Origin of the sequence: Rhizobium indigoferae (assembly GCF_034554815.1) — a bacterium.
GTDB lineage: Bacteria > Pseudomonadota > Alphaproteobacteria > Rhizobiales > Rhizobiaceae > Rhizobium > Rhizobium leguminosarum.
In genome coordinates this window covers 2,663,555-2,685,727 of the sequence record NZ_CP140635.1, presented here as the reverse complement: position 1 = coordinate 2,685,727, position 22,173 = coordinate 2,663,555, and the positions used below count along the sequence as shown (strand labels likewise).

Here is a 22,173-nt window from a genome sequence, read left to right as displayed (position 1 = left end):
TCTCGGGCTCGGAAACACCTCCTGGGGCGGCGAATGCCATCGAGACGCAATTCCCCTGGTGGCATTCCTTTTACCCCTGTCATCGTTGATGGCGTACCTCATTGCTATCTCGATACAGACCCCTGGTCGAAAATTGTGGCTTCGTTGGAGGCCTATCTAGCCGTCCAGAATTGACGACCTACACTTCGAGACGGCCGTTTGCAGGCAGTCCGGGCCGGATGGACAGGCGGCCCCCGCGGGAGCCGCCCCTCGTTCCTCAAGCCGCCAGCGAGGCGATGTCGATGACGAAGCGGTAGCGGACGTCGCTCTTCAGAACGCGTTCATAGGCTTCGTTGACCTGCTGGATGTTGATCTTCTCGATCTCGGAGACAATGTTGTGCTCGCCGCAGAAGTCGAGCATTTCCTGGGTTTCCTTGATCGAGCCGATCATCGAGCCCGAAATGCTCTTGCGGCCGGGGATGATCGAGAAGGCATGCACGGGGATCGGGTTTTCCGGCGCGCCGACTACCACGAAGGAACCATCCACCTTCAGGAGGCCGAGATAGGCATTCCAGTCGATCTCGGCGCTGACGGTGCAGATGATCAGGTCGAACGTGCCGGCAAGCTTCGTGAAGGTTTCCGGGTCGTTGGTGGCGTAATATTCCTTGGCGCCGAGCTTCAGCCCATCTTCCTTCTTGGAAAGGCTCTGGGAGAGAACGGTGATATCGGCGCCCATGGCGGCGCCGAGCTTGACGCCCATATGGCCGAGGCCGCCCATGCCGACGATCGCGACCTTCTTGCCGGGGCCGGCATTCCAGTGGCGCAGCGGCGAATAGAGCGTGATGCCGGCGCAGAGCAGCGGCGCGGAGGCATCGAGCGGCAGATTGTCCGGAATGGACATGACATAGCCTTCCCTGACGACGATCGAGTCGGAATAGCCGCCCTGGGTGCGTGTCTTGCGGTCGGCTTCGAAGTCATTGTAGGTGCCGGCGAGCCCGGGCATATACTGTTCCCGATCGAGGTCGCGCTCGGCGCAGCCGATGCAGGAATCGACGAAGCAACCGACGCCGACGCGATCGCCGACCTTGAACTTGGTCACATCAGGGCCGACGGCCGAGACGATGCCGGCGATCTCATGGCCCGGCACGATCGGATAGACGGCGTTCTTCCATTCGTTCCGGACAGTGTGGATGTCCGAATGGCAGATGCCGGCAAACTTGATGTCGATAACGACGTCATCGGGGTTCGGATCGCGGCGTTCGAAGGTGAAAGGGGTCAGCGGCTTGGAAGCGTCGGTCGCGGCGTAGCCTCTTGCAATAGGCATGGGAACCATCCTTTTCGATTGTGGGTGGGGGTTGAAAGAGATGGTGGACTATTGCCCGGAACGGCGGCAGAAGGTTAGAGCGATCCTCTCAGCTTTTTGCACGATCCTGCAAAAGTGGGGCGCCAGCCTGTTTGCGAAATGGCGAAGGCACTCTAGATAAGAGCGGTATCGCCGGCGTCAGAGAGTTGACAGAAAGAGTTGCCGCATGACCTTGCCCTTCAGCCCCTATCAGGAAATTGTCGATATCGCGATGCGCTTCGCGACCGGTGACGGCGAGTTCGCGACTGATATCGGCAATCTTCACATCAGCCGTCGGTCCAAGCCCAGCGATCCGCTGCACAGCAGCTATCGGCCCTGTTTTGCCTTTGTCCTGCAGGGGGCCAAGAGCCTACGCCTCGGCGCGGAACTTATCAGCTATGGGACTGGCGACTATCTGCTGACCTCGCTCGATCTGCCGGTCGCCTGGCGCGTCACGGAGGCGAGCCCTGAGGTTCCGCATCTCTGCATGGGGCTGGCAATCGATTCCGAAAAGCTGCTGGAGTTGCTCAGCCGCATCGATATTCCGCGCCCAGCCGCCGATACCGACGGGCAGCGCGGGATGGCGGTGAACGTCGCTCCGCCTGAGCTCCTGGATGCTGCCGTCCGCCTGTTGCGCTTGCTCGATCGTCCAGGCGACATTCCTGCCATGGCGCCGCTGATCGAACAGGAAATCCTCTACCGGGTGCTGACCGGGCCGGATGGCGCGCGGCTGATCAACATCGCCACTGCAGACAGCCACAGCAATAGGGTTGCGCGCGCCGTCGCATGGCTGAAGGAGAATTTCGCGCGGCCACTGCGCATCGAAGACCTTGCCGAGCGCGTCAGCATGAGCGTGTCGTCTTTCCATCATCACTTCAAGTCGGTCACGGCGATGACGCCGGTGCAGTATCAGAAGCAGCTTCGACTGCACGAGGCGCGCCGTCTGATGCTCGTGGAGCGCCTCGATGCGGGCACGGCCGGCCACCGCGTCGGTTACCAAAGCCCGTCGCAGTTCAGCCGCGAATACAGCCGCCTCTACGGCGCCTCGCCGGCTCGCGATGTCGACGGCGCTCGCGACATCATGGCGGCGGAGTAGCGCGGCGGGCGTCTGGAAGCCATGTATTGTCGAGATTTGTCGTCCGATCGGTCGAAGCAAAGCGACTTCCCGCTGGCTGCGGACAGGATAGCCCTGCGACAGGCATCCAATCGTTAAAGGATGTTTGACCTTTCGTCGCTAGTCTGGCGCCACCATCAAGCAGGCGCCGATGTCCGCATGACGCAAATACCATTTCTTTCCATCGTCGCGCCTTGTCATAACGAGGAAGAGGGCCTGCGCGAGTTCTGCCGCCGCGCCGCGGCCGCTGCTCACAGCGTTGCCGGCGACGCCTTCGAGCTCATTCTCGTCGACGACGGCTCGTCCGACCGCACCTGGGAGATCATTTCCAGTCTGGCGGCTGATGTGCCGCAGGTGCTCGGTATACGTCTTCTGCGCAATCACGGCCACCAGTTGGCGTCGACGGCTGGTCTTTCCGCGTCGCGGGGCGAGCGCGTGCTTTTGATCGATGCCGATCTTCAAGATCCGCCTGAGCTGCTTTTGATGATGATACCGATCATGGAGCGCGGCGCCGACGTCGTTTACGGCCAGCGCACGCGCCGCCAGGGCGAAACCTGGTTCAAACTCGCCTCCGCTTCGCTTTTCTATCGCGCTTTGTCCAAGCTCGCTTCCGTGACCATCCCCCGTGATACCGGTGATTTTCGGCTGATGCGCCGTCGCGTCGTCGATATCCTGCTGGCGATGCCGGAGCGCGATCGCTTTATCCGTGGCATGGTCAGCTGGATCGGCGGCAGGCAGGTGGCGCTTCCCTACGAGCGCGACGCCCGTTTTGCCGGCACGACGAAATATCCGCTGCGCAAGATGATCAATTTCGCGCTGGATGCGATCACCAGCTTTTCGACGACGCCGCTGCGCATCAGCACATGGCTTGGCATGATGAGCGCCGGCGTCGCGATCGCCTTGCTTATCTACACCTTCGTTCGCTGGCTCGAAGGCGAAACGGTCACCGGCTGGTCGTCGATCATGGCCGCGGTCAGCGCCTTCAGTGCCATCCAGTTGATCTGCATCGGCATCATCGGCGAGTATCTCGGCCGGCTGGTACAGGAGAGCAAGAAGCGGCCGATGTTCATGGTCGAGACGATCGTGCGCGGCAGTGAACACGCAGAACTGTCGATCGCTTTCTCGGAGATGAGCGCCAGCGACCGGCGCACGGCGCTGGATGCGGCCTTTGCATCCGGTGAGCCGCGGTCGCAAAGGAGCGGTCGGATCGGATAATGGACCGGATTGCTGTGCCTGCCTTGGCCGCTGCCGGGCCTGAGAAATTGATTGCCAGGCAGGATTCCACCGTTGCGATCGTTGCTTTCGTCGGGCTTGCCGCGGCTTTGGTCCTCCTGTTTCCTTTTCCGCCAGTTCTCGATTACGCCAATCACTACGCCCGTATCTGGCTCCTTTCGGGCGGGATAGGCGAGCAACCGTTTCCCAAGATCTATGCGGTCGATTGGAACCGCACCTTCACCAATGTCGGGATCGATGTTCTGGCCACCTGGCTGGGGCCGCTTGTCGGCGCCGACAGGCTTGCGCGGGCTTTGCTTTTCCTGGCGATCGTGCTGCCGCCACTCGGGGCGATCGGCCTGCACCGCGCGCTTTTCGGTGGCCGGTACCACTGGCAGACCGCGATGCTGTCGCTCGGCTGGTGTGCCACCATGATCGGCGGCTTCATCAACTTCCAGATCGGCCTCGGCATGGCGCTCGGCTTTGCCTGCGTCGATCTCCGTCTGCAGGGCGGAAATCCCACGCTGCTTTTTGCCTGGCGGCTCGCCGCCGCGCTGCTGCTGACAGTGATGCACATCTTTGCGCTTGCCTTCTATATGGCGATCGTCTGCGGCCTCGAATATTCCTGGCGCATCGACATAGTGCGATCGAAGGCGGGTCTGATGAGGCTCGCCGGCCGGTTGGTGTTGGCGCTTGGCGCCTGCGTCCTGCCGCCGCTTGCGCTCTACCTTCATACGGCAGCTCTGCCCAACGCCGGCGGCAACGGCCTTGGGCTTGCCTGGAATGACGACGTTGTCCTGATCGTCATGAATCTGCTCTCCGCCATCACAACCTATGTCCCGGTGGTGGATGTCGTTCTGGTTCTGCCGCTGATCCTCATCTGCACACGCGCCATACGTGCGGGCGATATCCGCATGCATGCGGGGCTTGCCGTCGCCGCCTGCGGCCTGCTGCTGCTCTCCTGTGTTTCACCGCGCCACATGCTGGGCACCGGATGGATCAGTTGGCGCTTTCCGATCATGATGGCGCTGGTCGCCATGGCGATGGTGTGCCCCTTTGCCAATCTCACGCGCCGCCATGCGCTGCTGCTAGCGCTGGTCATCAATCTCGCGGTCTTCGGCCGCACCGGCTGGGTCGGCTGGAACTGGTGGCTGGCACAGGAGGACGTTGCTGCCCTCGAGACCGCGCTCAAAAGGGTTCCGGCCGGTGCCGCCGTGCTGCCTTTGGGACACGAACCCGAGAGGGTGAACGGTCTTTCCCATTCCAACCGGCATTTTGCCTGGGGACTGGATACTTTCCGGCACCTGCCGACGCTTGCCGTGCCCTTCTCGCATGCTTTCGTTCCGACGCTCTTCACGGCAAAGGGCAAACAGCCGCTTTCCGTTCTGTCGCCATGGTCCGAGATCGCGGTTCCCGAGGGCAATCTGCTGTCGATTGGTGTGCTTTCATGCCCGACAATGATGCAGCAATATCGAGACTTCACGCCCTATCTGTCGGATTGGCGCAGTCGATTCGATTTCGTCCTCGTCGCCAATGCCGATATTCCCGACCGCTATGTCGGCACCGTCATGCCGGCCGGCCTGACGCAGGTCGAAGATGCGGGTTTCGCGAAGCTTTACGCGATCGACAAGGCGGTGCCGGCAGAGCCTTTCGCCATCCCGGCAGGTTGCGCCACGGCGTTATAAGCTGCGGCTCATCAGCCGGGAAATTTCAGCGCCTTGTCGGCACGGCATTTGGCGAGCTTTAGCTGGCGGAAGGAGAGGATTTTCGTGATGCGCTCCTTGCCATCAGTCTCCACACTCATGCAGGCGCAGGCGTAGCCGTAATTGCCGTTGGTTCTCACATACTCATGTTCGGAGATGTCGGAGATCAGCTCCATGCCTTCCACCTCGCCGGCATCGTCACCCTGGGTCATGATCGTCCAGGTGTTCTCCGCATCCTCCAGCCACCAGTTGGCGGGCGTCGGATTCTCAATCCAGCCGCAGCGCGTTTCGGCGGCCTGTGCGTTTGCGGCGATCGTGAGAGCTGCGGTGATGACTGCTGCTGTTATCTGGTATTTCATCGGCTTTCCCTCATCGCCAGGTTTCAGTTGTTGATCGCGATGATCGCCCAATGGCTCGCCTCGCAGGCGGTGTCGTCGCAGACCGCGCCCATCCAAACGGCGCCGCCGGCCATCATGACGCCGTCGCTGTTGACGAAGAGATCCTCGTATTGCTGGCGTCCGACGGCGCGGCGGGTCTCGGGCGTCACGAGATCGTCGAAATTGTCGATGAAATCCTCAGCGTTCTCGACGTCGTAGGTCTCGCCGTTGGCCTTGACCGTGAGCGGGTATTCGGCAAGGCCGGCGATGGTCTCGGCGTCGCCTGAGCGCATCGCCCGAACAAGTTGGCGCAGCGGCCGGTCGAAGCTTGCGGCATCGCCGTGCAGTTCCTCGATGCGGTTATAGACGTCGCTGTCGGACTGCGCGACAGCGCTTGAGCCGCCAAGGAGGATTGCTCCGAGCAGAAGAGCTGCAGACAGGCGTGACATCGAAGCCTCCGGGCAAATGGTATAGCGCGACATTATGCGGTCGCCGAGGATTCGCGCCTATCCAATTCTGGTGTTTCATCGCGGTTTCCCGTATTAAAAAAATCTATCTGGACTTCTTGACGACCTGATCGGTTTATCGCATAAACCTCGCGAACCGTACCGTACGGTACGTATATGGGAGTCATGACCGTGTCTGTCGATACCGCAGAGCCGAGCGAATTTTCGCCGCGCCAGAACGCCGTTCTGGAGCAGGCGCTGCGATTGCTCGTCGATGGAGGCGAGAAGGCGCTGACGACTTCGGGCGTCGCGCGCGCCGCCAATTGCTCGAAGGAAAGCCTCTACAAGTGGTTCGGCGATCGCGACGGTCTGCTATCGGCGATGATTGCCTATCAGGCGAGCAAGGTGCGCACCTTCGAGCGCAATGGAGAGCGGCTGACGGCGGCGAGCCTGCACGACCATGTCGTCATTTTCGCGCGTGACCTGCTCGAGGTGCTCGCCGGCGACGTCTCGCTGGCACTGAACCGGTTGGCGATCGGCCAGTCGAACCGTGACGGCTCGAAGCTCGGCAAGCTGCTGCTCGAGCGCGGCCGTCGCCAGATCGACCGGCGCGCCATGGCGCTGATCGATGCCGGGAAGAGGGCAGGGCTCCTGCGTTTTTCCGATGCCGACGAGGCTTATCACACGCTTTACGGCTTGATCGTTTCCGACCTGCATGTGCGCATGCTGCTCGGTGAGCCAGGCCTCAAGGATACCGCGCGCCAGGCGGAGAGGGCGGTCACCGCCTTCCTCAGGCTTTATGGCACGGACAAGGTTCTGGCGGAGATGCCGGTTCTCGGTTGATTCCGCTTTAATGACAGTCAACAAGACAAGCAAAGGGAAGGAACTTCAAATGCGCGTCTATTACGATCGTGATGCCGATCTCAACCTCATCAAGTCCAAGAACGTCGTCATCGTCGGCTACGGCTCCCAGGGTCGCGCGCACGCGCTGAACCTCAAGGACAGCGGCCATGCAAACGTGGTCATCGCTCTCAAGGCCGGCTCGCCGACCATCAAGAAGGCAGAGGCCGACGGCTTCAAGGTCATGACCGTTGCCGACGCTGCCAAATGGGGTGACCTCCTGATGATGGCTACGCCTGACGAACTTCAGGCCGACATCTACAAGGCCGACATCGCCGGCAACATCCGCGACGGCGCTGCGATCGCTTTTGCACACGGCCTCAACGTTCATTTCGGCCTCATCGAGCCGAAGGCATCGCTCGACGTCGTCATGATCGCGCCGAAGGGTCCGGGCCATACGGTTCGCGGCGAATACCAGAAGGGCGGCGGCGTTCCCTGCCTCGTTGCCGTTCACCAGAACGCGTCCGGCAATGCGCTTGAACTGGCGCTCTCCTACGCCTGCGGCGTCGGCGGCGGTCGCTCGGGCATCATCGAAACCAACTTCCGCGAAGAATGCGAAACCGACCTCTTCGGCGAACAGGTCGTTCTCTGCGGCGGTCTGGTCGAGCTCATCCGCGCTGGCTTCGAAACGCTGGTTGAAGCCGGCTACGCGCCTGAAATGGCCTATTTCGAATGCCTGCACGAGGTGAAGCTGATCGTCGACCTGATCTATGAAGGCGGCATCGCCAACATGAACTACTCGATCTCGAACACGGCCGAGTGGGGCGAATACGTCTCCGGCCCGCGCATCATCACCGCCGAGACCAAGGCCGAGATGAAGCGCGTGCTCAAGGACATCCAGACCGGCAAGTTCACTTCCGATTGGATGCAGGAATACCGTGCCGGCGGCTCGCGCTTCAAGGGCATCCGCCGCATGAACGACAGCCACCAGATCGAGGAAGTCGGCGCCAAACTGCGCGGCATGATGCCCTGGATCGGCAAGAACAAGTTGGTCGACAAGTCGGTCAACTAAGCGGTTTCAAGATTCTGCGGTTGGAGGCCGGGGCGAAAGCTCCGGCCTTTACCGTTCTGCGCTCACGGTCAGCCAGCGGGTCGGCTTGCCGTCATAGCCGCCGCCGTCGCTCTCGCTGATGGCGATGTTCCCCCAGCCGCCGTTCGTCAAAAGCTCCGACAGCCATTCGGCGGAGGGATAGTTGTAATACCGCCCAAAGCCGTCATGGCCTTCCGCATCGCCTGCCTTGAAGGTCGCATGAATGATGCCGCCTGTCCTCAGGGCGCGCCGGATGCGGGCGAAGACATCGGGCAACTCGCGCCTCGGGACGTGGAGAAGGCTTGCCTGCGCCCAGACACCGTCGAAGGCGCTGTCGGCGTCGAGCTCTTGGAACAGCATGACCCTGACCGGTCTGCCGATCAGAACTTCCGCTTGTCTTGCAAGCTTGGCCGAGCCATCCGTCGGCATAACGTCGAAACCCTGCGACAGCATGTAGGCGCTGTCCTGCCCGCCGCCGCAGCCGAGTTCGAGGATTGCCGCACCGGGTGCAAGGCCAGCGAGGAAGGCATCGAGCCGCTGCTTTGGCAGGCTGCGCGCCCGGTTGACATACGTCTCGGCATTTTCCTCGTAGAAGGCGGAGGTGCAGTCAGGAGGCATGCTGTTCGGCCGATCGCGGGCGTCGGTTGGATTGAAGATGTTTTTCGGGAAGCCGGTCCGCGTCGATGATGTCAATGACGACAATCCCTTCCGATGCCACCCGGTAGAAGGCGACGTGGCGCATGTGGAGGAGCCGGCGAAGGCCAGCGCCGAGTTCGTCGCACTCTTCTCCCATGGAGGGAGCGTGGGAAAGAAGCACGAAAATCCTGTCCCAGTCGAGAAGATAGGCGTCTGCCTGCGCCTCGCCGAAGTTGAGGCAAGCATATTCGTCGATGCCTGATAGCACGGCGTCCGCGGTTCGGGTCAGCCTATAGGTTGTTGTCACGCAGCTTGGCCTTCGTTTCCGACAGGATGTCGGGAATGCGTCGATCGCTCGGGCCGCTTTCCTCAGCCTGCCTCAGGATGTTGCGCAGTTCTTCGTCGTCTAGTTTGTGATGGAGCTGATCCTTCAGAATGAGCTCCGCCAGGAATGCGCCGGCACTGCTGTATCTGCCGCTTGCGACACGATTTTCGACGTATTCCGCCAGATGATCCGGAAGCGAGATCGTCATTTTCGCCATTGGATTCGTGCCGCCCGCACATGCCGGTTTTCAGCCATTTCAGATGCCAGATTACCATTTTCCATTTTGTGATAGAAGCGTTGTGCTGCGCCGTCGAGGGCTTGGGTCACATGAGGATAAGTCTTTTTATCGATAGGGATGGCGCGTTCGAGATCCTTGAAATGGGCGTCGCACGTCAGGATATCGGCATCATGGCGTTCCGCGGTCGCATAAATGATCGCATCGACAGTGGCGAATTTATGAGTTGCCGATATTTCGGCAGCACGGCGGGCAAGTGTCGTGTCGAGCGAAACAACCATGCATGTCGCGGTATAGGCGATGAAGCTGTCGACGGCTTCTTCGTCCTTTTCGCGTGCCAGCCATTTGGAAAGCTCGCGCGGAATATATCGCCAGCCCGACGACTTTGCGGGCGAGGCGGAGAGCGGCGCCCACCATGTGGGTGTTGACGCCGCCGTTCGCGTGGAACGTCTGGAGTTCAGGTCGGGATGAGGCGGGCCCAGCCGTGCTCATCGTTCGTTACGCCCTTCTGCAGACTGACGAGCTGCTGGCGCAGTTCGCTGGTCAACTTGCCGGTCTGTCCGTCTCCGACCAGAAACTCGCCGCCGGCATGTCGAACCAGGCCGATGCCCGCCAGGACTGCGGCAGTGCCGCAAGCGAAGGCTTCGACGAGCCTGCCACTGGCAGCGTCTTCTTGCCATTCCGCGAACGAGTAGGGGCGCTGCTCGACGCGCAAGCCCCTTTCTTCGGCGAGCACGATCACGGAGGCCCGGGTGATGCCCGGCAGGATCGTGCCGCCAAGGGGCGGGGTCACCACTGATCCATCGTTCATCACGAAGAAGACATTCATGCCGCCGAGTTCTTCGACCCAGCGATGCTCTGCGGCGTCCAGGAAGACGACCTGATCGCAACCCTTCTTCGACGCCTCGGCTTGCGCCACGAGGCTGGCTGCGTAGTTTCCGCCGCATTTTGCAGCGCCAGTGCCGCCGCTGGCTGCACGGGTGTATTCGGTCTCGACCCAAAGGGAGACGGCCTTCGCGCCACCCTTGAAGTATGCGCCGACCGGAGAGGCGATGATGCAGAAGACATATTCCAGAGCCGGACGAACGCCGAGAAACGCCTCATTGGCGAACATGAAGGGGCGAAGGTACAGGCTGGCGTCGCCGGACGGAATCCAGGCCTTGTCAACGCGGACCAGTTCTTCGACCGCTTTCAGGAAGAGTTCTTCGGGCACAGGAGGCATCGCCATGCGGGTCGCCGACTGCGCGAAGCGGCGTGCGTTCTCTTCAGGCCGAAAGAGCAGGATCCGGCCATCGTCTGACTTGTAAGCTTTCATGCCCTCGAAGATTTCCTGAGCGTAGTGCAGCACGGCGCTCGCAGGATCGAGCTCCAGGGGCCGCCTGGGCGTAACCTTAGCATCGTGCCAGCCCTTGTCGGCAGTCCATCGTGCCAGGACCATATGATCCGTGAAGACCTTGCCGAAGCCGGGCGTCTCCAGTGCCTGGATGCGATCGGCTTCCGAGACGGGAGACTTGTGGAGTTCGATTTTGATTTCAGGAGAGGCCGACGTCACGGTCATTGCTGGCACCTTGATAGTAAATTGAATAGTGGCGGCGACACTACTGCCGCCGAGCTGGTCTTGGAAAGGTCTGAATCAGCCGGTTTCGGCTTTGACCCGAGGAATAATCACTTGATGCGGCTGACGTCGAGCAGCAAATTCGGGATCGAGCGCCGTCGCAAAGACGTTCGCCAATCTCGCACCAAAGCTTTGGAATATAAGATTTCCAACTTGTCACCATAATAAGAAAATAGGTCAGCATTATTGACATAATTTCCACCGCATGGTTTGTCGACGGTATAGAAAATACGAGGAAACCCCATGCTGAACTGGGACACCATGTTTGCGTCGCGCTCGTCGCGCATGCGCGCATCCGAAATCCGTGAACTCCTGAAGCTTCTCGACCGGCCCGACATCATCTCCTTTGCCGGCGGCATTCCGGATCCGGCGCTCTTTCCGGATCGGGAGTTCAAGCAGGCCTATGCCGATATCTTCGACGGCGCCGCCGTCAATTCGGCGCTGCAATATTCGGTCAGCGAAGGCTACAAGCCGCTGCGCGAATGGCTGGTCGGGCAGATGGCTGCTCTCGGCATTCCTTGCGAACTCGACAATGTCTTCATCGTCTCCGGTTCGCAGCAGGGCCTGGATTATCTCGGCAAGCTCTTCCTGTCACCAAACGACACCGCGCTCGTGACATGGCCGACCTATCTCGGCGCGCTGCAGGCCTTTAACGCCTATGAACCGGCCTACGACCAACTGACGCCGAACGGCAACCGGACGCCCGAGTCCTACCGCGCGGCCGCTTCCGCTGCCGGCGGCAAAGTGAAGTTCGCCTATCTCTCCGCCGACTTCTCCAATCCGACCGGCGAAACCGTCGATCTTGATGGCCGCAAGAAGGTCCTGGCGCTGGCGGAAGATCTCGACATCGCCGTCATCGAGGATGCGGCCTATCAGTCGCTGCGTTACGACGGCGATCCGATCCCGCCGATCCTGGCGCTCGAAAGCGCCGAGAAGGGCCATATCAACGATACGCGCACGATCTATTGCGGCAGCTTCTCGAAGACGCTGGCGCCCGGCCTTCGCGTCGGCTTCATCGTCGCCAATGCGCCCGTCATCCGCAAGCTGGTGCTGATGAAGCAGGCGGCCGACCTGCATTCTTCGACGATCAACCAGATGGCGATATCAGATGTCGCCGAGCGCGGCTTCGATGCGCAGGTCGCCAAGATCAAAACCGCCTACAGCCAACGCCGCGACTGCATGCTGGCCGCACTCGAAAAATACATGCCTGAAGGCATCAGTTGGACGAAGCCGGAAGGCGGCATGTTCATCTGGATTACGCTGCCGGAGGGCATGGACGGCGCCAAGCTGCTGGCGAAATCACTCGAAACCGCCAAGGTCGCCTTCGTGCCCGGCAAGGCTTTCTTCGCCGATGGTTCCGGCGCCAACACCTTCCGCGTCAGCTTCTCCTGCGCCAACGAGCAGATGATCGAGGACGGCATCGGCCGCTTGGGCGCGCTGATCTCAGCCGAAATCGGCGGCTGATCCAGGCTGTCAAGGGGCGGGCGCCGATCAGAAGATCGTCGTCCAGCCTTCGTTCGCCGTCTCGCTCTTGCCGTAGCCGACCCGGTCCGCTACGGCGCCGTCGGCATTGCGCAGGATGATGTCGCCGCCCCTGTTGGCAAGCTGCGGGCCGCCGGCTGCGGCATCGAGCGCTATGGTGCGCAGCTCGCCCGCGCTCAACGACCCCGATAGCGTCTGGGTCCTGCCGTTTTCGTCCTCCAGCTTCCAGCCGTCGAGCGACGCCTGCATGTCGGAGCGGTTGATGATCGTCACTGTTTCGGCCTCGGTGCCGCCTTCACCGTTCACCGGGTTGATCAGCGCGGCGACGATGCGCAACGACGAGGCTACGATCGGCTGCGGCCGGCGTGTGCCTTCGCCGCGGCCCTGGCCGCCGCGACTGTCGGAAACCGGATGGCCGGTCGCCGCATCGGTGTTCCAGTTCTGCGACTGGAAGCAGAGGAAGATCGCCGCCCATTCGTCGGTATCGTTGAAATGGACGAGCAGGGCGCCGTCCTGGTTCGGCCCGTTGGTGGCCTTGAAGCTGCCGCCGTCGCCCTGGTTCATGTGAATGTCGTGGATGCCGTTGCCCGGCTCGAAACGGAAATATTGGTCCGGCTTGTTGTTCTCAGGACCCCAGGCTTCGCCGAAGGCGTAGAAATGCACGTCGGAATCGGCAATGCCTTCCTGGACGATCGGCTCGATGAAGTCACGCAGGTCGTTCTTCAGCCCGGAGAGCTGGAAGGGCGCGACATTCATGTCCTCGCGCTCGATCAACCCGCCGCGGACATAATCGATGGCAAGCTCCGGACGGTCCTTGCGGATGTCGGTCAGGCCCATCGGCAGCGCCTCGAGTGCCTCCGTCAGCGACGAATGCTTGAAGTCGACGATATTGGCGTAGAGCAGGTCGTGCGGCGATTCCTTGGAGCGGACGTTGAGCGCGATACGGTAGCTGATGCCGTTCGCCTCAATGCGGATTTCGATATGGGGATCGTTGTCGTCGTCGAGGGCAAGGGCGCTCGCCGTACCCTTCAGGACCTTGTAATTCTTCAGCATGGAGAACCTCGCAGCGGGTGGCGGGGTTTTACGATAACACGGCGAAAGTGCATCTTTTGTGACGTCTGTCTTTCGCCGTGCAATGCTTGATCCATGATCGGCTATTGCTGGAGATGCGGACCGAAAAGCTCGAGATCGGCTTCACCAAGCCGGTCGCTAACCGTGTTCAGCTGGTGCCAATAGGGATAGATCACTGGCGGCAGGCTGACCGCGTCGAGGCGCTTGCGCTCCTCGTCCGTGAGTTTCAGCTCGGCGGCGGCGATGTTGTCGCGGAACTGGGCTTCCGTGCGGCCGCCGATGATGACCGAGGTGACCGCCTTGCGGCCGATCAGCCAGGCGAGCGCCACCTGTGCGGCCGAGACACCGCGCTCTTCGCCGATCGCGACCAGTGTCTCGACGATGTTCCAGAGGCGGTTCTCATCACGGATCGGCGGTTCGGTCCAACCGGCGAACTGGCGCGTGCCTTCTGGCGCTGCCTGGTTGCGGCGATGCTTGCCGGACAGCAGACCGCCGGCGAGCGGGCTCCAGACCAGTACGCCGAGGCCCTGGTCGATCGAGATCGGCAACAGCTCGTATTCGGCGTCGCGCGCTTCCAGCGTATAATGGATCTGCTGGCTGACGAAGCGTTGGTACCTGTGATCTTTGGCGATGCCGAGCGCTTTCATGATGTGCCAGCCGGAATAATTTGAGCAGCCGACGTAACGCACCTTGCCCTGCCTGATCAGGGTGTCGAGCGCTTCCATCGTCTCTTCCAGCGGCGTCTGGCCGTCCCATTCATGCACCTGGTAAAGGTCGATGACATCGGTCTTCAGACGCTTGAGGCTCGCCTCGCATTCGCGGATCAGGTGGTAGCGCGACAGGCCCTGGTCGTTCGGGCCGTCGCCCATGCCGAAGCGGGCTTTGGTGGCGAGCAGCACGCCCTGCGGCCGCTTGCCGGAGAGCACATCGCCGATGATGTTTTCGCATTCACCCGCTGAATAGGCATTGGCGGTGTCGATGAGGTTGATGCCGGCATCGATGCATATATCGATCATCTTGCGGGCCTCGGAGACGCCGAGGTCGCCGACGGTCTTCGCCCAGCCGACGCCTCCGAAGGTCATCGTGCCCATGGTCAAAGTCGAAATCTTCAGGCCGGAACGGCCGAGTAGACGATATTCCATTGAAATTCCTCCTTCATCGAAACGTGAGTGACGTAGCGCAAAGCCCGGCAATGGCAAATCGCCGGGTGTTCACGCCTGTGTGAGATCGCTTGCGCGCGAGGATACCAGATGATCGCCTCTTTCACAGGGTTGAAGACAACGCCGGCGAGATTGCGGGAAAGGCGATCGCCCCGATTGTGGGCACAGCCGGTGGACATCAACGAGGGTTGTGAAACCGGGGCCCGGTGGGCTGCGGCGCGCTGTCACATCTCTGTCAACGACCCCTAATAAGGGAGGGGTATCGAAATCGAGGATCCTTCCCATGAAAACGATCGTTTCCGCCGCAGCACTTGTCGCTGCGAGCCTCTTTGCCATTCCGGCTTCGGCCGCAAACCTCGTTCTCTATACTAGCCAGCCGAACGAGGACGCGCAGGCGACGGTCGACGGCTTCATGGCCGCCAATCCCGATATCAAGGTCGACTGGGTGCGCGACGGCACGCCGAAGATCATGGCGAAGCTCCAGGCCGAGATCCAGGCCGGCAACCCGGTCGCCGACGTCCTCCTCATCGCCGACGTGGTGACGCTGGAGCGCCTGAAGGAAGACGGCAAGCTCCTGGCCTACAAGTCGCCAGAAGCTGCCCAATACGACGCCGCCCTTTATGACACCGACGGCTATTACTACTCGACCAAGCTGATCACCACCGGCATCATCTATAACACCTCGGCCGCGATGAAGCCTGCGAGCTGGAAGGACCTGACGAAGCCGGAAGCCAAGGGCCTCGTCACCATGCCGAGCCCGCTTGCCTCGGGTGCGGCCCTGATCCACGCCCAGACGCTTGCCGCCGTTCCCGGCCTCGGTTGGGACTTCTACAAGTCGCTTGCCGAAAACGGTGCGATCGCGGCCGGCGGCAACGGCGCCGTGCTGAAGTCCGTCGCCTCGGGCGAAAAGGCCTACGGTATGGTCGTCGACTACCTGCCGATCCGCGAGAAGGCCAAGGGCGCGCCGGTCGAATTCGCGTTCCCGAGCGAAGGCGTTTCGGCCGTCACCGAGCCGGTCGGTATCCTTGCCAGCACCAAGAACGCCGATGCCGCCAAGAAATTCGTCGATTACGTGCTCTCCGAAAAGGGCCAGGAAGGCTTCCTGAAGCTCGGCTACATCCCGGCCCGCAACGGCATGAAGCTGCCGGAAAGCTTCCCCGCGCGCGACACCATCAAGGTCCTGCCGATCAAGGCCGCAGACGCTCTGAAGAATACCGATCAGGATCTCAAGACCTTCTCGGGCATCTACGGCTCGAACTGATCCTTTCATGCACGGATATATCAAAACCGGAAACAGCCAGCCCGCCTGGCTGTTTCCTTTTGTCGTCATCGTCGTCCTGATCCTCAGCGTGCTGCCGCTCGCCCGCCTCGCCATGGTCGGGATAGCGGCCTTTGCCGATGGCGGCGTGATGGCGGTTCTCGGCGACGCCTCGCTGTGGTCGGCGACCTATTACACGGTCGTCACCGCCATTCTGGGCACAATCATCTCGCTCATCATCGGCTGCCTCTTTGCCTTCCTGCTGACGCTGACCGATATCCGCGCCAAGGAGCTGCTCAGTTTCTGCTTCGTGCTGCCGATGATGATCCCGCCGCAAGTAACGGCGCTTGCCTGGGTGCTGATGTCCGGCCCATCCAGCCCGCTGTTGAAGGCGCTGCATATCGCCCCGCCGCTCGGCTCGCCGCAGCCGCTCTATTCGGTGGGTGGCATCGCGCTGCTTTATGGCGTGCAGCATGCGCCGCTGGTCTACCTGGCGCTTCGGGCCGGGCTGATGACGCTGCCCCGCGACGGCGTCGAAGCAGCACGGCTTTCCGGCGCCTCCAGCCTGCGGGTGTTTCGCGACATCATCCTGCCGCTGTCGCTGCCCGGTATCATCGCGGGAGCGGCGATCTCGTTCGTCTCCTGCACCGGCAATTTCGGTATTCCCGCCATTCTCGGCATTCCGGCCTCGATCTTCACGCTTCCGACGTTGATCTTCACCAAGTTTTCCGCCTTCACCAGCCGTACCTTCGGCGACGTCGCCGTGCTCTCGGCGATCATCGCCGTCATCTCGGTCGTCGGGCTGATGATCCAGGACCGGGCGCTGCGCGGCCGTGACTACCGCGTCATCGGGTTATCCGGGGCGAGTGCCGCCTTCGAACTCGGCATCTGGCGGTTTGCCTTCACGCCGCTCGTCTGGGTGATCCTGTTTTTCATGCTGGCCGCGCCGTTCTTCGCGCTCCTTGCCGGTGCGCTGGTGCCGGCCTATGGTGTGCCGCTCACCTTCAAGACGATGTCGCTGCATGCTTTTGAGGAGATCCTGTTCCGGCAGGCGGTGACGCGCACGGCTTTTATCAATTCGCTGTCGCTTGCCGGCGCCACTGCGCTTTGTCTCCTCGTGGTGACGGTGCTTGCGGCCTATGCGCTGACGCGGCGCAAGGATGTGGTTTCCCGTATCGTTTCCAGCCTGATCGAAATACCCTATTCGCTGCCCGGCATCGTCATGGCCGTTTCCTTCATTCTGGTGTTCGCTGCACCCATCCCGATCCTGCACGTCTCGCTTTACGGCACGATCTGGATCATCCTGATCGCCTATTTCTCCTCGTTCTTCGCCGTCAGCCTGAAACCCGTGGTCAGCGCCTTCCATCAGCTCGACCCGGCGCTCGAGGAGGCGGCGCGGCTTTCCGGCGCCGGCTTTTTCCGCCGGCTTGCCGATATCATCGTGCCGCTGATTGCGCCGGCCGCCGGCGCCTCGGTCATCCTGGTCTTCCTGATCGCCTGCAACGAGCTGACGATCTCGGCGCTGCTCTGGTCGGCCGGCACCCAGACGCTCGGCGTCGCCATCTACAATCTCGACGACAGCGGCAGTTCCGACCTTGCTTCGGCGCTCTCGGTGCTCGTCGTCGTCATGGTCGTCGTGCTGATGCTGCTACTTGAGCTTCTGGCCAAACGACTGCCGAAAGGAGTGGTCCCGTGGCGAGGCTGATCCTCAACCAGCTCGGCAAGGATTTTGGCAGCGGGCGGGCCGCCGTCAGCGGCTTTTCGCTGGAGGTGCGCGAGGGCGGCTTCCTGGCGCTGCTCGGGCCTTCCGGCTGCGGCAAGACGACGGTGCTGCGGATGATCGCCGGTTTCGAAACGCCGAGCGACGGCTCGATCCATCTCGGCGAGCGGTTGCTTGCCGATGCCGCGCAGTCGCTGCCGCCGGAAAAGCGCAACATGGCGATGGTCTTTCAGTCCTACGCGCTTTGGCCGCATATGAGTGTCGCCGACAATGTCGGCTACCCCCTCAAGGTGCGCGGCATTTCGGGCGAGGCCTACCGGACGAAGGTGGGCGACGCGCTCGGCACCGTGCGGCTTGCCGATTATGCCAAACGGCGGCCGGCCGATCTCTCCGGCGGCCAGCGTCAGCGCGTGGCGCTCGCCCGTTGCCTGGTGACGTCGCCTGACGTGGTGCTGCTCGACGAGCCGCTTGCCAATCTCGACCGGCACCTGAAACAGGAGATGGAGGAAACCTTCCGCGAATTCCACCAGCGCTCGGGCGCGACGATGATCTACGTCACCCATGACCAGAGCGAGGCGATGGCGCTTGCGACCGATGTCGCCGTCATGTCGGAGGGTCGGCTGTTGCAGGTGGCCCCGCCCGCTGAAATCTATGCCCGGCCGGAAGGCCGCGTCGTTGGCGGGCTGATCGGGCGAGGCGCGATCATGACGCTGCCGCGTCCCTTCGGCGATGGCAGGGCGCTCGACTGGCCTGCGCTGGAGCCGATGTTTGCTGCTGCTGCCGGGGCAGCCAGTGGCGACAGGGTGGATGTCCTCGTCCGGCCGGAGGATGTCGTCTCCGGCGAGAATATCGCCGCCGGCGAGGGGATCGCGGCGACGGTCGAGTCCGTTCTCTTCGAGGGTGAGCGTTACGCGCTGAAGCTGGTCCTCGCCGATAGTCAGGTGCTGCGGGCCTATACCCGCTTTCCCGTCCGAACGGGTGACAGCCTCCGGCTATCGGTGCGCGCGGCGTGGCGGCTTTGAGGCGCCGCACTCAACCAGAATCATTCGTTCTCCGAACATTGCCAGCGGATGACGCGGCAGCTGCCGGTTTGCTTTCGGCAGCTGCGGATTGCCTGACGCTGGGCCTCACGGTTGTCGTAACCCCAGCCGGAGCCCCAGCCGCCGCGATGGCCGACGGCCACCGCGCCGCAGGCATTGCGGAACCAGATGGCGATCCGGCAGTCATTGGCGCTGCTGTCGCAATTGCGCCGGGCAACGATTTCGGCGTCGCCGCGATTGTCATGGGCATAGGACCAGCCGAGAGCGCCTGTTGATGGCGAATAGGCGATGGCACCGTAGCTGTCGGCAAGTGCCGGGCCGGCGCCGGCGAGGACGGTCAGAATCGCCAGCGATGCAGAAATCCGTTTCATGAAATGCCTCCCGCCGGAACTGGTGAATGTCGTCCGGGACGAATTATTCGGGGCTTGCGGGAGAATGTCAGCGGCCTAAGTCACAGGCAATCGCGTCCGGGGCTGCAAGAGGGGTGGTTGTCCGCATATTTCTTGGCCTCGCCATCTTTTCCTGCGGCTTCTGCTGGTTAAGGTACTCCCCGCAACCGGATCCTTCCCATGTCGCTTCGCCTCGCCACCTTCAATGTCGAAAATCTCCTGACCCGTTTCGATTTCACCGGTTTCCGCAACCAGCTGCGCCAGGACCGGGTCATCAAGCTTTTCCAGGTGTCGAGCGAGGGCGTCTATCAGCAGCTCGAGCAGGCCCGCGTGATCGCGGCGACCGACGACACGCGGCAGATGACGGCGCTTGCGATCGCCGACGCGGATGCCGATATCCTCTGCCTGCAGGAAATCGACAATATGGCTGCCCTTCAGGCCTTCGAATACGGCTATCTCTTCCGGATGGTCGGAAATGGTTACCGGCAGAAATACCTCGTCGAAGGCAATGACAGCCGCGGCATCGATGTTGCTGTCCTGATGCGCGAGGAAACGCGCGACGGCCAGAAGATCGAGCTCAGGGACATCAAAAGCCATGCGATGACGACCTATCGCGATCTCGATCTTTTCGACGAGGAGCTGGCGCTCACCAACCGCATCGACGACAAGATCTTCAAGCGCGATTGCCTGGAGCTCGATCTTCTGATCGGCGGCCGGCCGTTTTCGCTCTACGTCGTGCATTTCAAGTCCATGGGCAATCCGCGCGACGGGCTGGACGGGCGGCAATCGACCATGCCGATCCGTCGCGCCGAGGCGCGCGCCGTTCGCCGCATCATCGAGGACCGCTTCGGGGCGGATCAAGCCGGCACGAAGAGCTTCGCTATCTGTGGCGACATGAACGATTATCAGGAGCGCGTCGATGTCATCGGCCGCCGGGGCGCTGGCTATCGTTTCGAGCATCAGGATGAGGCCGAAAGCGCACTCGACGTTTTCAGCCGCGATGGCTTTGCCGAAAATGTGGTGCGCCGTCGCACCGCCCTCGACCGCTGGACGCTCTATCACGCGCGCGGGCCGCAGGAGCAGTGGCTCTGCCAACTCGATTATCTCTGGCTCTCGCCAGCACTCGCCGCCCACAATGTCGGCCGCCTGCCGGAAATCATCCGCAGTGGCCAGCCTTACCGCACCATCTTCCCGCCGGGGCAGGAGGTGGAGCGTTATCCGCGTACCGGCTGGGACAGGCCGAAGGCGTCCGATCACTGCCCCGTCGTCATGACACTGGATCTCCCATGAATGCGAATTTGAACGCGAATTTCAACAACAGCAATATTTCCGATGATTTCGCCGGCTGGCCGCCGGAGGCGACGGTCTTCCCGATTGCCGGCGTGGATCTGCGCATCCTGCCCGGCCCCCATCCTTTGGTCGCCGCCGAGGAAGCAGCGATCCGCGAGAACTGGGCGCGGGAGACCGCCGCCAATCGGGCGCTGTTCGACGGGCGCATGGTGTTTCAGCAACGGCTCTCGCTCAGTGAAAACGGGATTGCGGGCGAGGGCCATGTCATTCCCTTTTCCGCCTTCATGTGGTGGCGCCGACAGCCGCGGCGTCAGGGCGGCGTTCACATCTTCGCCTATCCGGTGCTCGAAACCTCGGACGGCGCGCTGGTGGCGATCCGTATGGGCGCCCATACCGCCAATCCCGGCCAGGTCTATTTCGCCGCCGGCTCGCTGGAACCGGAGGATATCGTCGACGGGCGTTGCGACATCGAGGCGAACATGCGACGCGAGGTCCATGAAGAAACCGGATTGGATCTTGGCCGTTCGGTGGCGGGGCAAGGGCTCTTTGCCAGTCATTCCAACCGAACGGTGACGGTGTTGCGGCTCTTCCGTTTCAATATGACGGCGGACGAGATGGTCGAACGGATCGAGAGCCACATGCTCGTCGCCGAGGATAAGGAGATCGCGGGTGCAGCGGCGATCCGCTCGGCCGATCACTCGGCGCACCCCTATAATATCGCCATGCTGCCCGTGATCGACTGGTATTTCGGCAAGGTCGAGCGGAGTTGATCTATGCCGCCTAAAGCCGTGTAGCGTTTTGGGATAACGACATGCATCACGTAAAGATCGAAAGCGCGACATGTGAATCCGGTTGGCGTGACGCGTTTTAGCGCCTTGCACTCGCTCGTCCGGTCGGGCAGGTTGGCGTCGCGATGACGATTCAGGGAGGCCGATGTGGCGCGAAGCTACAGCGTCTATGACGTGTTCACCGATCGAAAGCTTGCGGGCAACCCGCTGGCGGTGATCTTCGACGGAGACGATCTCAGCGACGAGGCAATGCAGGCGATCACCCGGGAGATCAATCTCTCGGAGACGGTCTTCGTGCAGCCTTCAACCAACCCCGCCTATGCGGCGCGTCTGAGGATATTCACGCCTGGGCGCGAGCTGCCGTTTGCCGGCCATCCCACGGTCGGCACGGCGGTGGCGCTGGCCGAACGGGCGCACGGTGCCGCGACGCGCGATCTCGTCACGGTGCTCGAGGAAAATGTCGGGCCGGTGCGTTGCGCGGTGCGGCTGAGGGAGGGCGAGGCGAGCTTTGCCGAATTCGACCTGCCGCGCAAATCGCAGCCCGCCGTCATGCCGCTCGACAAGCTCGGCATCGCCGATGCGCTATCGCTGAAGGTGACCGAGATCGGCTTCGAAAATCACGTCCCGTCGATCTGGAGCGCCGGCGTTCCCTTCCTGCTCATTCCGGTGCACGATGTCGGAGCCACGCAGCGGGTGGAATTCGATCCGCAACTCTGGGAAAAGATCGTGCCCTTCGTCGATGGCGCCCTTGCCTCGGCTTATGTGTACTGCCGCGGCGGCGTCAACCACGTGGCAAAGTTCCATGCGCGCATGTTCGCAAGCGGCATGGGCATCGTCGAAGATCCGGCCACCGGCTCGGCGGCGGCCGCACTCTCCGGCGCGATCCACCATTTCGACCGGCTGACGGACGGGCATCACCCGATCATGATCGAGCAGGGCGTAGAGATGGGCCGGCCGTCCTTCATCCACCTGCATATCGATGTCGACGGCGGAGCGATCTCCAACGCGCGGATCGGCGGCCAGGCTGTGCGGCTGGCCAGCGGCACGCTCGACCTTTGATT

22 protein-coding genes and 1 pseudogene are annotated in these 22,173 nt (G+C 62.1%); 12 read left to right on the top strand and 11 right to left on the bottom strand.

Going from position 1 to position 22,173, the window contains the following annotated elements:
- Positions 1–256: 256 nt before the first annotated feature.
- Positions 257–1,303, bottom strand: a complete 1,047-nt coding sequence (locus U5G49_RS13735; RefSeq protein ID WP_193445643.1) for an NAD(P)-dependent alcohol dehydrogenase — start codon at positions 1,301–1,303, stop codon at positions 257–259.
- 205 nt (positions 1,304–1,508) lie between these two features.
- Between U5G49_RS13735 and U5G49_RS13730 the strand changes: the two genes are divergently transcribed.
- The 3 genes from U5G49_RS13730 (at position 1,509) to U5G49_RS13720 (ending at position 5,332) form a co-directional block, all read left to right on the top strand.
- Entirely contained in the window at positions 1,509–2,417 is a 909-nt protein-coding gene (locus U5G49_RS13730; RefSeq protein WP_130729226.1) for an AraC family transcriptional regulator, read from the top strand.
- Positions 2,418–2,594: 177 nt separating this feature from the next.
- Entirely contained in the window at positions 2,595–3,650 is a 1,056-nt protein-coding gene (locus U5G49_RS13725) for a glycosyltransferase family 2 protein (RefSeq protein WP_193445644.1), read from the top strand.
- Complete coding sequence (locus U5G49_RS13720; RefSeq protein ID WP_193445645.1) at positions 3,650–5,332, top strand: hypothetical protein; 1,683 nt, start codon at positions 3,650–3,652, stop codon at positions 5,330–5,332. Before U5G49_RS13725 ends, U5G49_RS13720 begins: the two co-directional genes overlap by 1 nt.
- A gap of 11 nt (positions 5,333–5,343) precedes the next feature.
- On the opposite strand, the gene U5G49_RS13715 is transcribed toward U5G49_RS13720, so the two are convergent.
- The gene (locus U5G49_RS13715) at positions 5,344–5,709 is read right to left on the bottom strand and encodes a DUF4087 domain-containing protein (protein WP_193445646.1); all 366 of its coding nucleotides are present in this window, start codon (positions 5,707–5,709) and stop codon (positions 5,344–5,346) included.
- Positions 5,710–5,732: 23 nt separating this feature from the next.
- The gene (locus tag U5G49_RS13710) at positions 5,733–6,209 is read right to left on the bottom strand and encodes a hypothetical protein (RefSeq protein WP_183619154.1); all 477 of its coding nucleotides are present in this window, start codon (positions 6,207–6,209) and stop codon (positions 5,733–5,735) included.
- A gap of 141 nt (positions 6,210–6,350) precedes the next feature.
- Here U5G49_RS13710 and U5G49_RS13705 point away from each other — a divergent pair, with 141 nt between their 5' ends.
- Both U5G49_RS13705 and ilvC read left to right on the top strand, forming a co-directional pair.
- Complete coding sequence (locus tag U5G49_RS13705) at positions 6,351–7,016, top strand: TetR/AcrR family transcriptional regulator (RefSeq protein ID WP_183619152.1); 666 nt, start codon at positions 6,351–6,353, stop codon at positions 7,014–7,016.
- 49 nt (positions 7,017–7,065) lie between these two features.
- Positions 7,066–8,085, top strand: coding sequence for a ketol-acid reductoisomerase (gene ilvC, locus U5G49_RS13700; protein ID WP_026188461.1), 1,020 nt, complete (start codon positions 7,066–7,068; stop codon positions 8,083–8,085).
- Between the two features lie 48 nt (positions 8,086–8,133).
- On the opposite strand, the gene U5G49_RS13695 is transcribed toward ilvC, so the two are convergent.
- From U5G49_RS13695 to U5G49_RS13675, 5 genes and pseudogenes are all read right to left on the bottom strand, one after another.
- Positions 8,134–8,721, bottom strand: coding sequence for a class I SAM-dependent methyltransferase (locus tag U5G49_RS13695; protein ID WP_193445647.1), 588 nt, complete (start codon positions 8,719–8,721; stop codon positions 8,134–8,136).
- Positions 8,711–9,046 (bottom strand): type II toxin-antitoxin system RelE/ParE family toxin, encoded by a 336-nt coding sequence (locus tag U5G49_RS13690; RefSeq protein ID WP_018242766.1) that lies wholly within the window; start codon positions 9,044–9,046, stop codon positions 8,711–8,713. Before U5G49_RS13690 ends, U5G49_RS13695 begins: the two co-directional genes overlap by 11 nt.
- Complete coding sequence (locus U5G49_RS13685; RefSeq protein WP_018242765.1) at positions 9,030–9,281, bottom strand: ribbon-helix-helix domain-containing protein; 252 nt, start codon at positions 9,279–9,281, stop codon at positions 9,030–9,032. Before U5G49_RS13685 ends, U5G49_RS13690 begins: the two co-directional genes overlap by 17 nt.
- A gap of 122 nt (positions 9,282–9,403) precedes the next feature.
- A pseudogene (locus tag U5G49_RS13680) lies at positions 9,404–9,781 on the bottom strand (PIN domain-containing protein); the annotation flags it as partial.
- On the bottom strand, positions 9,757–10,857 hold the full coding sequence (locus U5G49_RS13675) for a branched-chain amino acid aminotransferase (RefSeq protein WP_193445648.1): 1,101 nt from the start codon (positions 10,855–10,857) through the stop codon (positions 9,757–9,759). The gene U5G49_RS13675 and the pseudogene U5G49_RS13680, both read right to left, overlap by 25 nt.
- A 300-nt stretch (positions 10,858–11,157) precedes the next feature.
- Between U5G49_RS13675 and U5G49_RS13670 the strand changes: the two genes are divergently transcribed.
- Positions 11,158–12,378, top strand: a complete 1,221-nt coding sequence (locus tag U5G49_RS13670) for an aminotransferase-like domain-containing protein (protein ID WP_193445649.1) — start codon at positions 11,158–11,160, stop codon at positions 12,376–12,378.
- 27 nt (positions 12,379–12,405) lie between these two features.
- Here the strand turns inward: U5G49_RS13670 and U5G49_RS13665 are convergent, their stop codons facing one another.
- Both U5G49_RS13665 and U5G49_RS13660 read right to left on the bottom strand, forming a co-directional pair.
- Positions 12,406–13,449, bottom strand: coding sequence for a DUF2278 family protein (locus U5G49_RS13665; protein WP_193445650.1), 1,044 nt, complete (start codon positions 13,447–13,449; stop codon positions 12,406–12,408).
- Positions 13,450–13,550: 101 nt separating this feature from the next.
- Positions 13,551–14,609 carry an aldo/keto reductase gene (locus U5G49_RS13660; RefSeq protein WP_018242758.1) on the bottom strand — a complete coding sequence of 353 codons (1,059 nt, stop codon included), beginning with the start codon at positions 14,607–14,609 and terminating at the stop codon, positions 13,551–13,553.
- A 301-nt stretch (positions 14,610–14,910) separates the two neighbouring features.
- Here U5G49_RS13660 and U5G49_RS13655 point away from each other — a divergent pair, with 301 nt between their 5' ends.
- From U5G49_RS13655 to U5G49_RS13645, 3 genes are read left to right on the top strand one after another with little or no spacing between them, the layout of a single operon-like run.
- Complete coding sequence (locus U5G49_RS13655) at positions 14,911–15,888, top strand: ABC transporter substrate-binding protein (protein WP_193445651.1); 978 nt, start codon at positions 14,911–14,913, stop codon at positions 15,886–15,888.
- 7 nt (positions 15,889–15,895) lie between these two features.
- Entirely contained in the window at positions 15,896–17,590 is a 1,695-nt protein-coding gene (locus U5G49_RS13650; protein ID WP_193445652.1) for an ABC transporter permease, read from the top strand.
- Positions 17,578–18,627: an ABC transporter ATP-binding protein gene (locus U5G49_RS13645; protein WP_193445653.1), complete on the top strand. Its 1,050-nt coding sequence runs from the start codon at positions 17,578–17,580 to the stop codon at positions 18,625–18,627. Before U5G49_RS13650 ends, U5G49_RS13645 begins: the two co-directional genes overlap by 13 nt.
- Before the next feature lie 20 nt (positions 18,628–18,647).
- Here U5G49_RS13645 and U5G49_RS13640 read toward each other — a convergent pair whose 3' ends face one another.
- The gene (locus U5G49_RS13640) at positions 18,648–19,016 is read right to left on the bottom strand and encodes a DUF4189 domain-containing protein (RefSeq protein ID WP_193445654.1); all 369 of its coding nucleotides are present in this window, start codon (positions 19,014–19,016) and stop codon (positions 18,648–18,650) included.
- Positions 19,017–19,214: 198 nt separating this feature from the next.
- Here U5G49_RS13640 and U5G49_RS13635 point away from each other — a divergent pair, with 198 nt between their 5' ends.
- The 3 genes from U5G49_RS13635 to U5G49_RS13625 all read left to right on the top strand — a co-directional run bounded on the left by U5G49_RS13635 (position 19,215) and on the right by U5G49_RS13625 (position 22,171).
- Positions 19,215–20,324 (top strand): endonuclease/exonuclease/phosphatase family protein, encoded by a 1,110-nt coding sequence (locus U5G49_RS13635; protein WP_018446467.1) that lies wholly within the window; start codon positions 19,215–19,217, stop codon positions 20,322–20,324.
- Entirely contained in the window at positions 20,321–21,094 is a 774-nt protein-coding gene (locus tag U5G49_RS13630) for an NUDIX hydrolase (protein WP_193445655.1), read from the top strand. Before U5G49_RS13635 ends, U5G49_RS13630 begins: the two co-directional genes overlap by 4 nt.
- 165 nt (positions 21,095–21,259) lie before the next feature.
- Positions 21,260–22,171 (top strand): PhzF family phenazine biosynthesis protein, encoded by a 912-nt coding sequence (locus U5G49_RS13625; RefSeq protein WP_018242751.1) that lies wholly within the window; start codon positions 21,260–21,262, stop codon positions 22,169–22,171.
- The last annotated feature ends 2 nt before the right edge of the window (positions 22,172–22,173 follow it).

Excerpts from the sequence above, each read along its gene's own strand:
- U5G49_RS13735 (WP_193445643.1), bottom strand. The coding sequence starts at position 1,303 with ATGCCTATTGCAAGAGGCTACGCCGCGACCGACGCTTCCAAGCCGCTG.
- U5G49_RS13730 (WP_130729226.1), top strand. The coding sequence starts at position 1,509 with ATGACCTTGCCCTTCAGCCCCTATCAGGAAATTGTCGATATCGCGATG.
- U5G49_RS13725 (WP_193445644.1), top strand. The coding sequence starts at position 2,595 with ATGACGCAAATACCATTTCTTTCCATCGTCGCGCCTTGTCATAACGAG.
- U5G49_RS13720 (WP_193445645.1), top strand. The coding sequence starts at position 3,650 with ATGGACCGGATTGCTGTGCCTGCCTTGGCCGCTGCCGGGCCTGAGAAA.
- U5G49_RS13715 (WP_193445646.1), bottom strand. The coding sequence starts at position 5,709 with ATGAAATACCAGATAACAGCAGCAGTCATCACCGCAGCTCTCACGATC.
- U5G49_RS13710 (WP_183619154.1), bottom strand. The coding sequence starts at position 6,209 with ATGTCGCGCTATACCATTTGCCCGGAGGCTTCGATGTCACGCCTGTCT.
- U5G49_RS13705 (WP_183619152.1), top strand. The coding sequence starts at position 6,351 with ATGGGAGTCATGACCGTGTCTGTCGATACCGCAGAGCCGAGCGAATTT.
- ilvC (WP_026188461.1), top strand. The coding sequence starts at position 7,066 with ATGCGCGTCTATTACGATCGTGATGCCGATCTCAACCTCATCAAGTCC.
- U5G49_RS13695 (WP_193445647.1), bottom strand. The coding sequence starts at position 8,721 with ATGCCTCCTGACTGCACCTCCGCCTTCTACGAGGAAAATGCCGAGACG.
- U5G49_RS13685 (WP_018242765.1), bottom strand. The coding sequence starts at position 9,281 with ATGGCGAAAATGACGATCTCGCTTCCGGATCATCTGGCGGAATACGTC.
- U5G49_RS13675 (WP_193445648.1), bottom strand. The coding sequence starts at position 10,857 with ATGACCGTGACGTCGGCCTCTCCTGAAATCAAAATCGAACTCCACAAG.
- U5G49_RS13670 (WP_193445649.1), top strand. The coding sequence starts at position 11,158 with ATGCTGAACTGGGACACCATGTTTGCGTCGCGCTCGTCGCGCATGCGC.
- U5G49_RS13665 (WP_193445650.1), bottom strand. The coding sequence starts at position 13,449 with ATGCTGAAGAATTACAAGGTCCTGAAGGGTACGGCGAGCGCCCTTGCC.
- U5G49_RS13660 (WP_018242758.1), bottom strand. The coding sequence starts at position 14,609 with ATGGAATATCGTCTACTCGGCCGTTCCGGCCTGAAGATTTCGACTTTG.
- U5G49_RS13655 (WP_193445651.1), top strand. The coding sequence starts at position 14,911 with ATGAAAACGATCGTTTCCGCCGCAGCACTTGTCGCTGCGAGCCTCTTT.
- U5G49_RS13650 (WP_193445652.1), top strand. The coding sequence starts at position 15,896 with ATGCACGGATATATCAAAACCGGAAACAGCCAGCCCGCCTGGCTGTTT.
- U5G49_RS13640 (WP_193445654.1), bottom strand. The coding sequence starts at position 19,016 with ATGAAACGGATTTCTGCATCGCTGGCGATTCTGACCGTCCTCGCCGGC.
- U5G49_RS13635 (WP_018446467.1), top strand. The coding sequence starts at position 19,215 with ATGTCGCTTCGCCTCGCCACCTTCAATGTCGAAAATCTCCTGACCCGT.
- U5G49_RS13630 (WP_193445655.1), top strand. The coding sequence starts at position 20,321 with ATGAATGCGAATTTGAACGCGAATTTCAACAACAGCAATATTTCCGAT.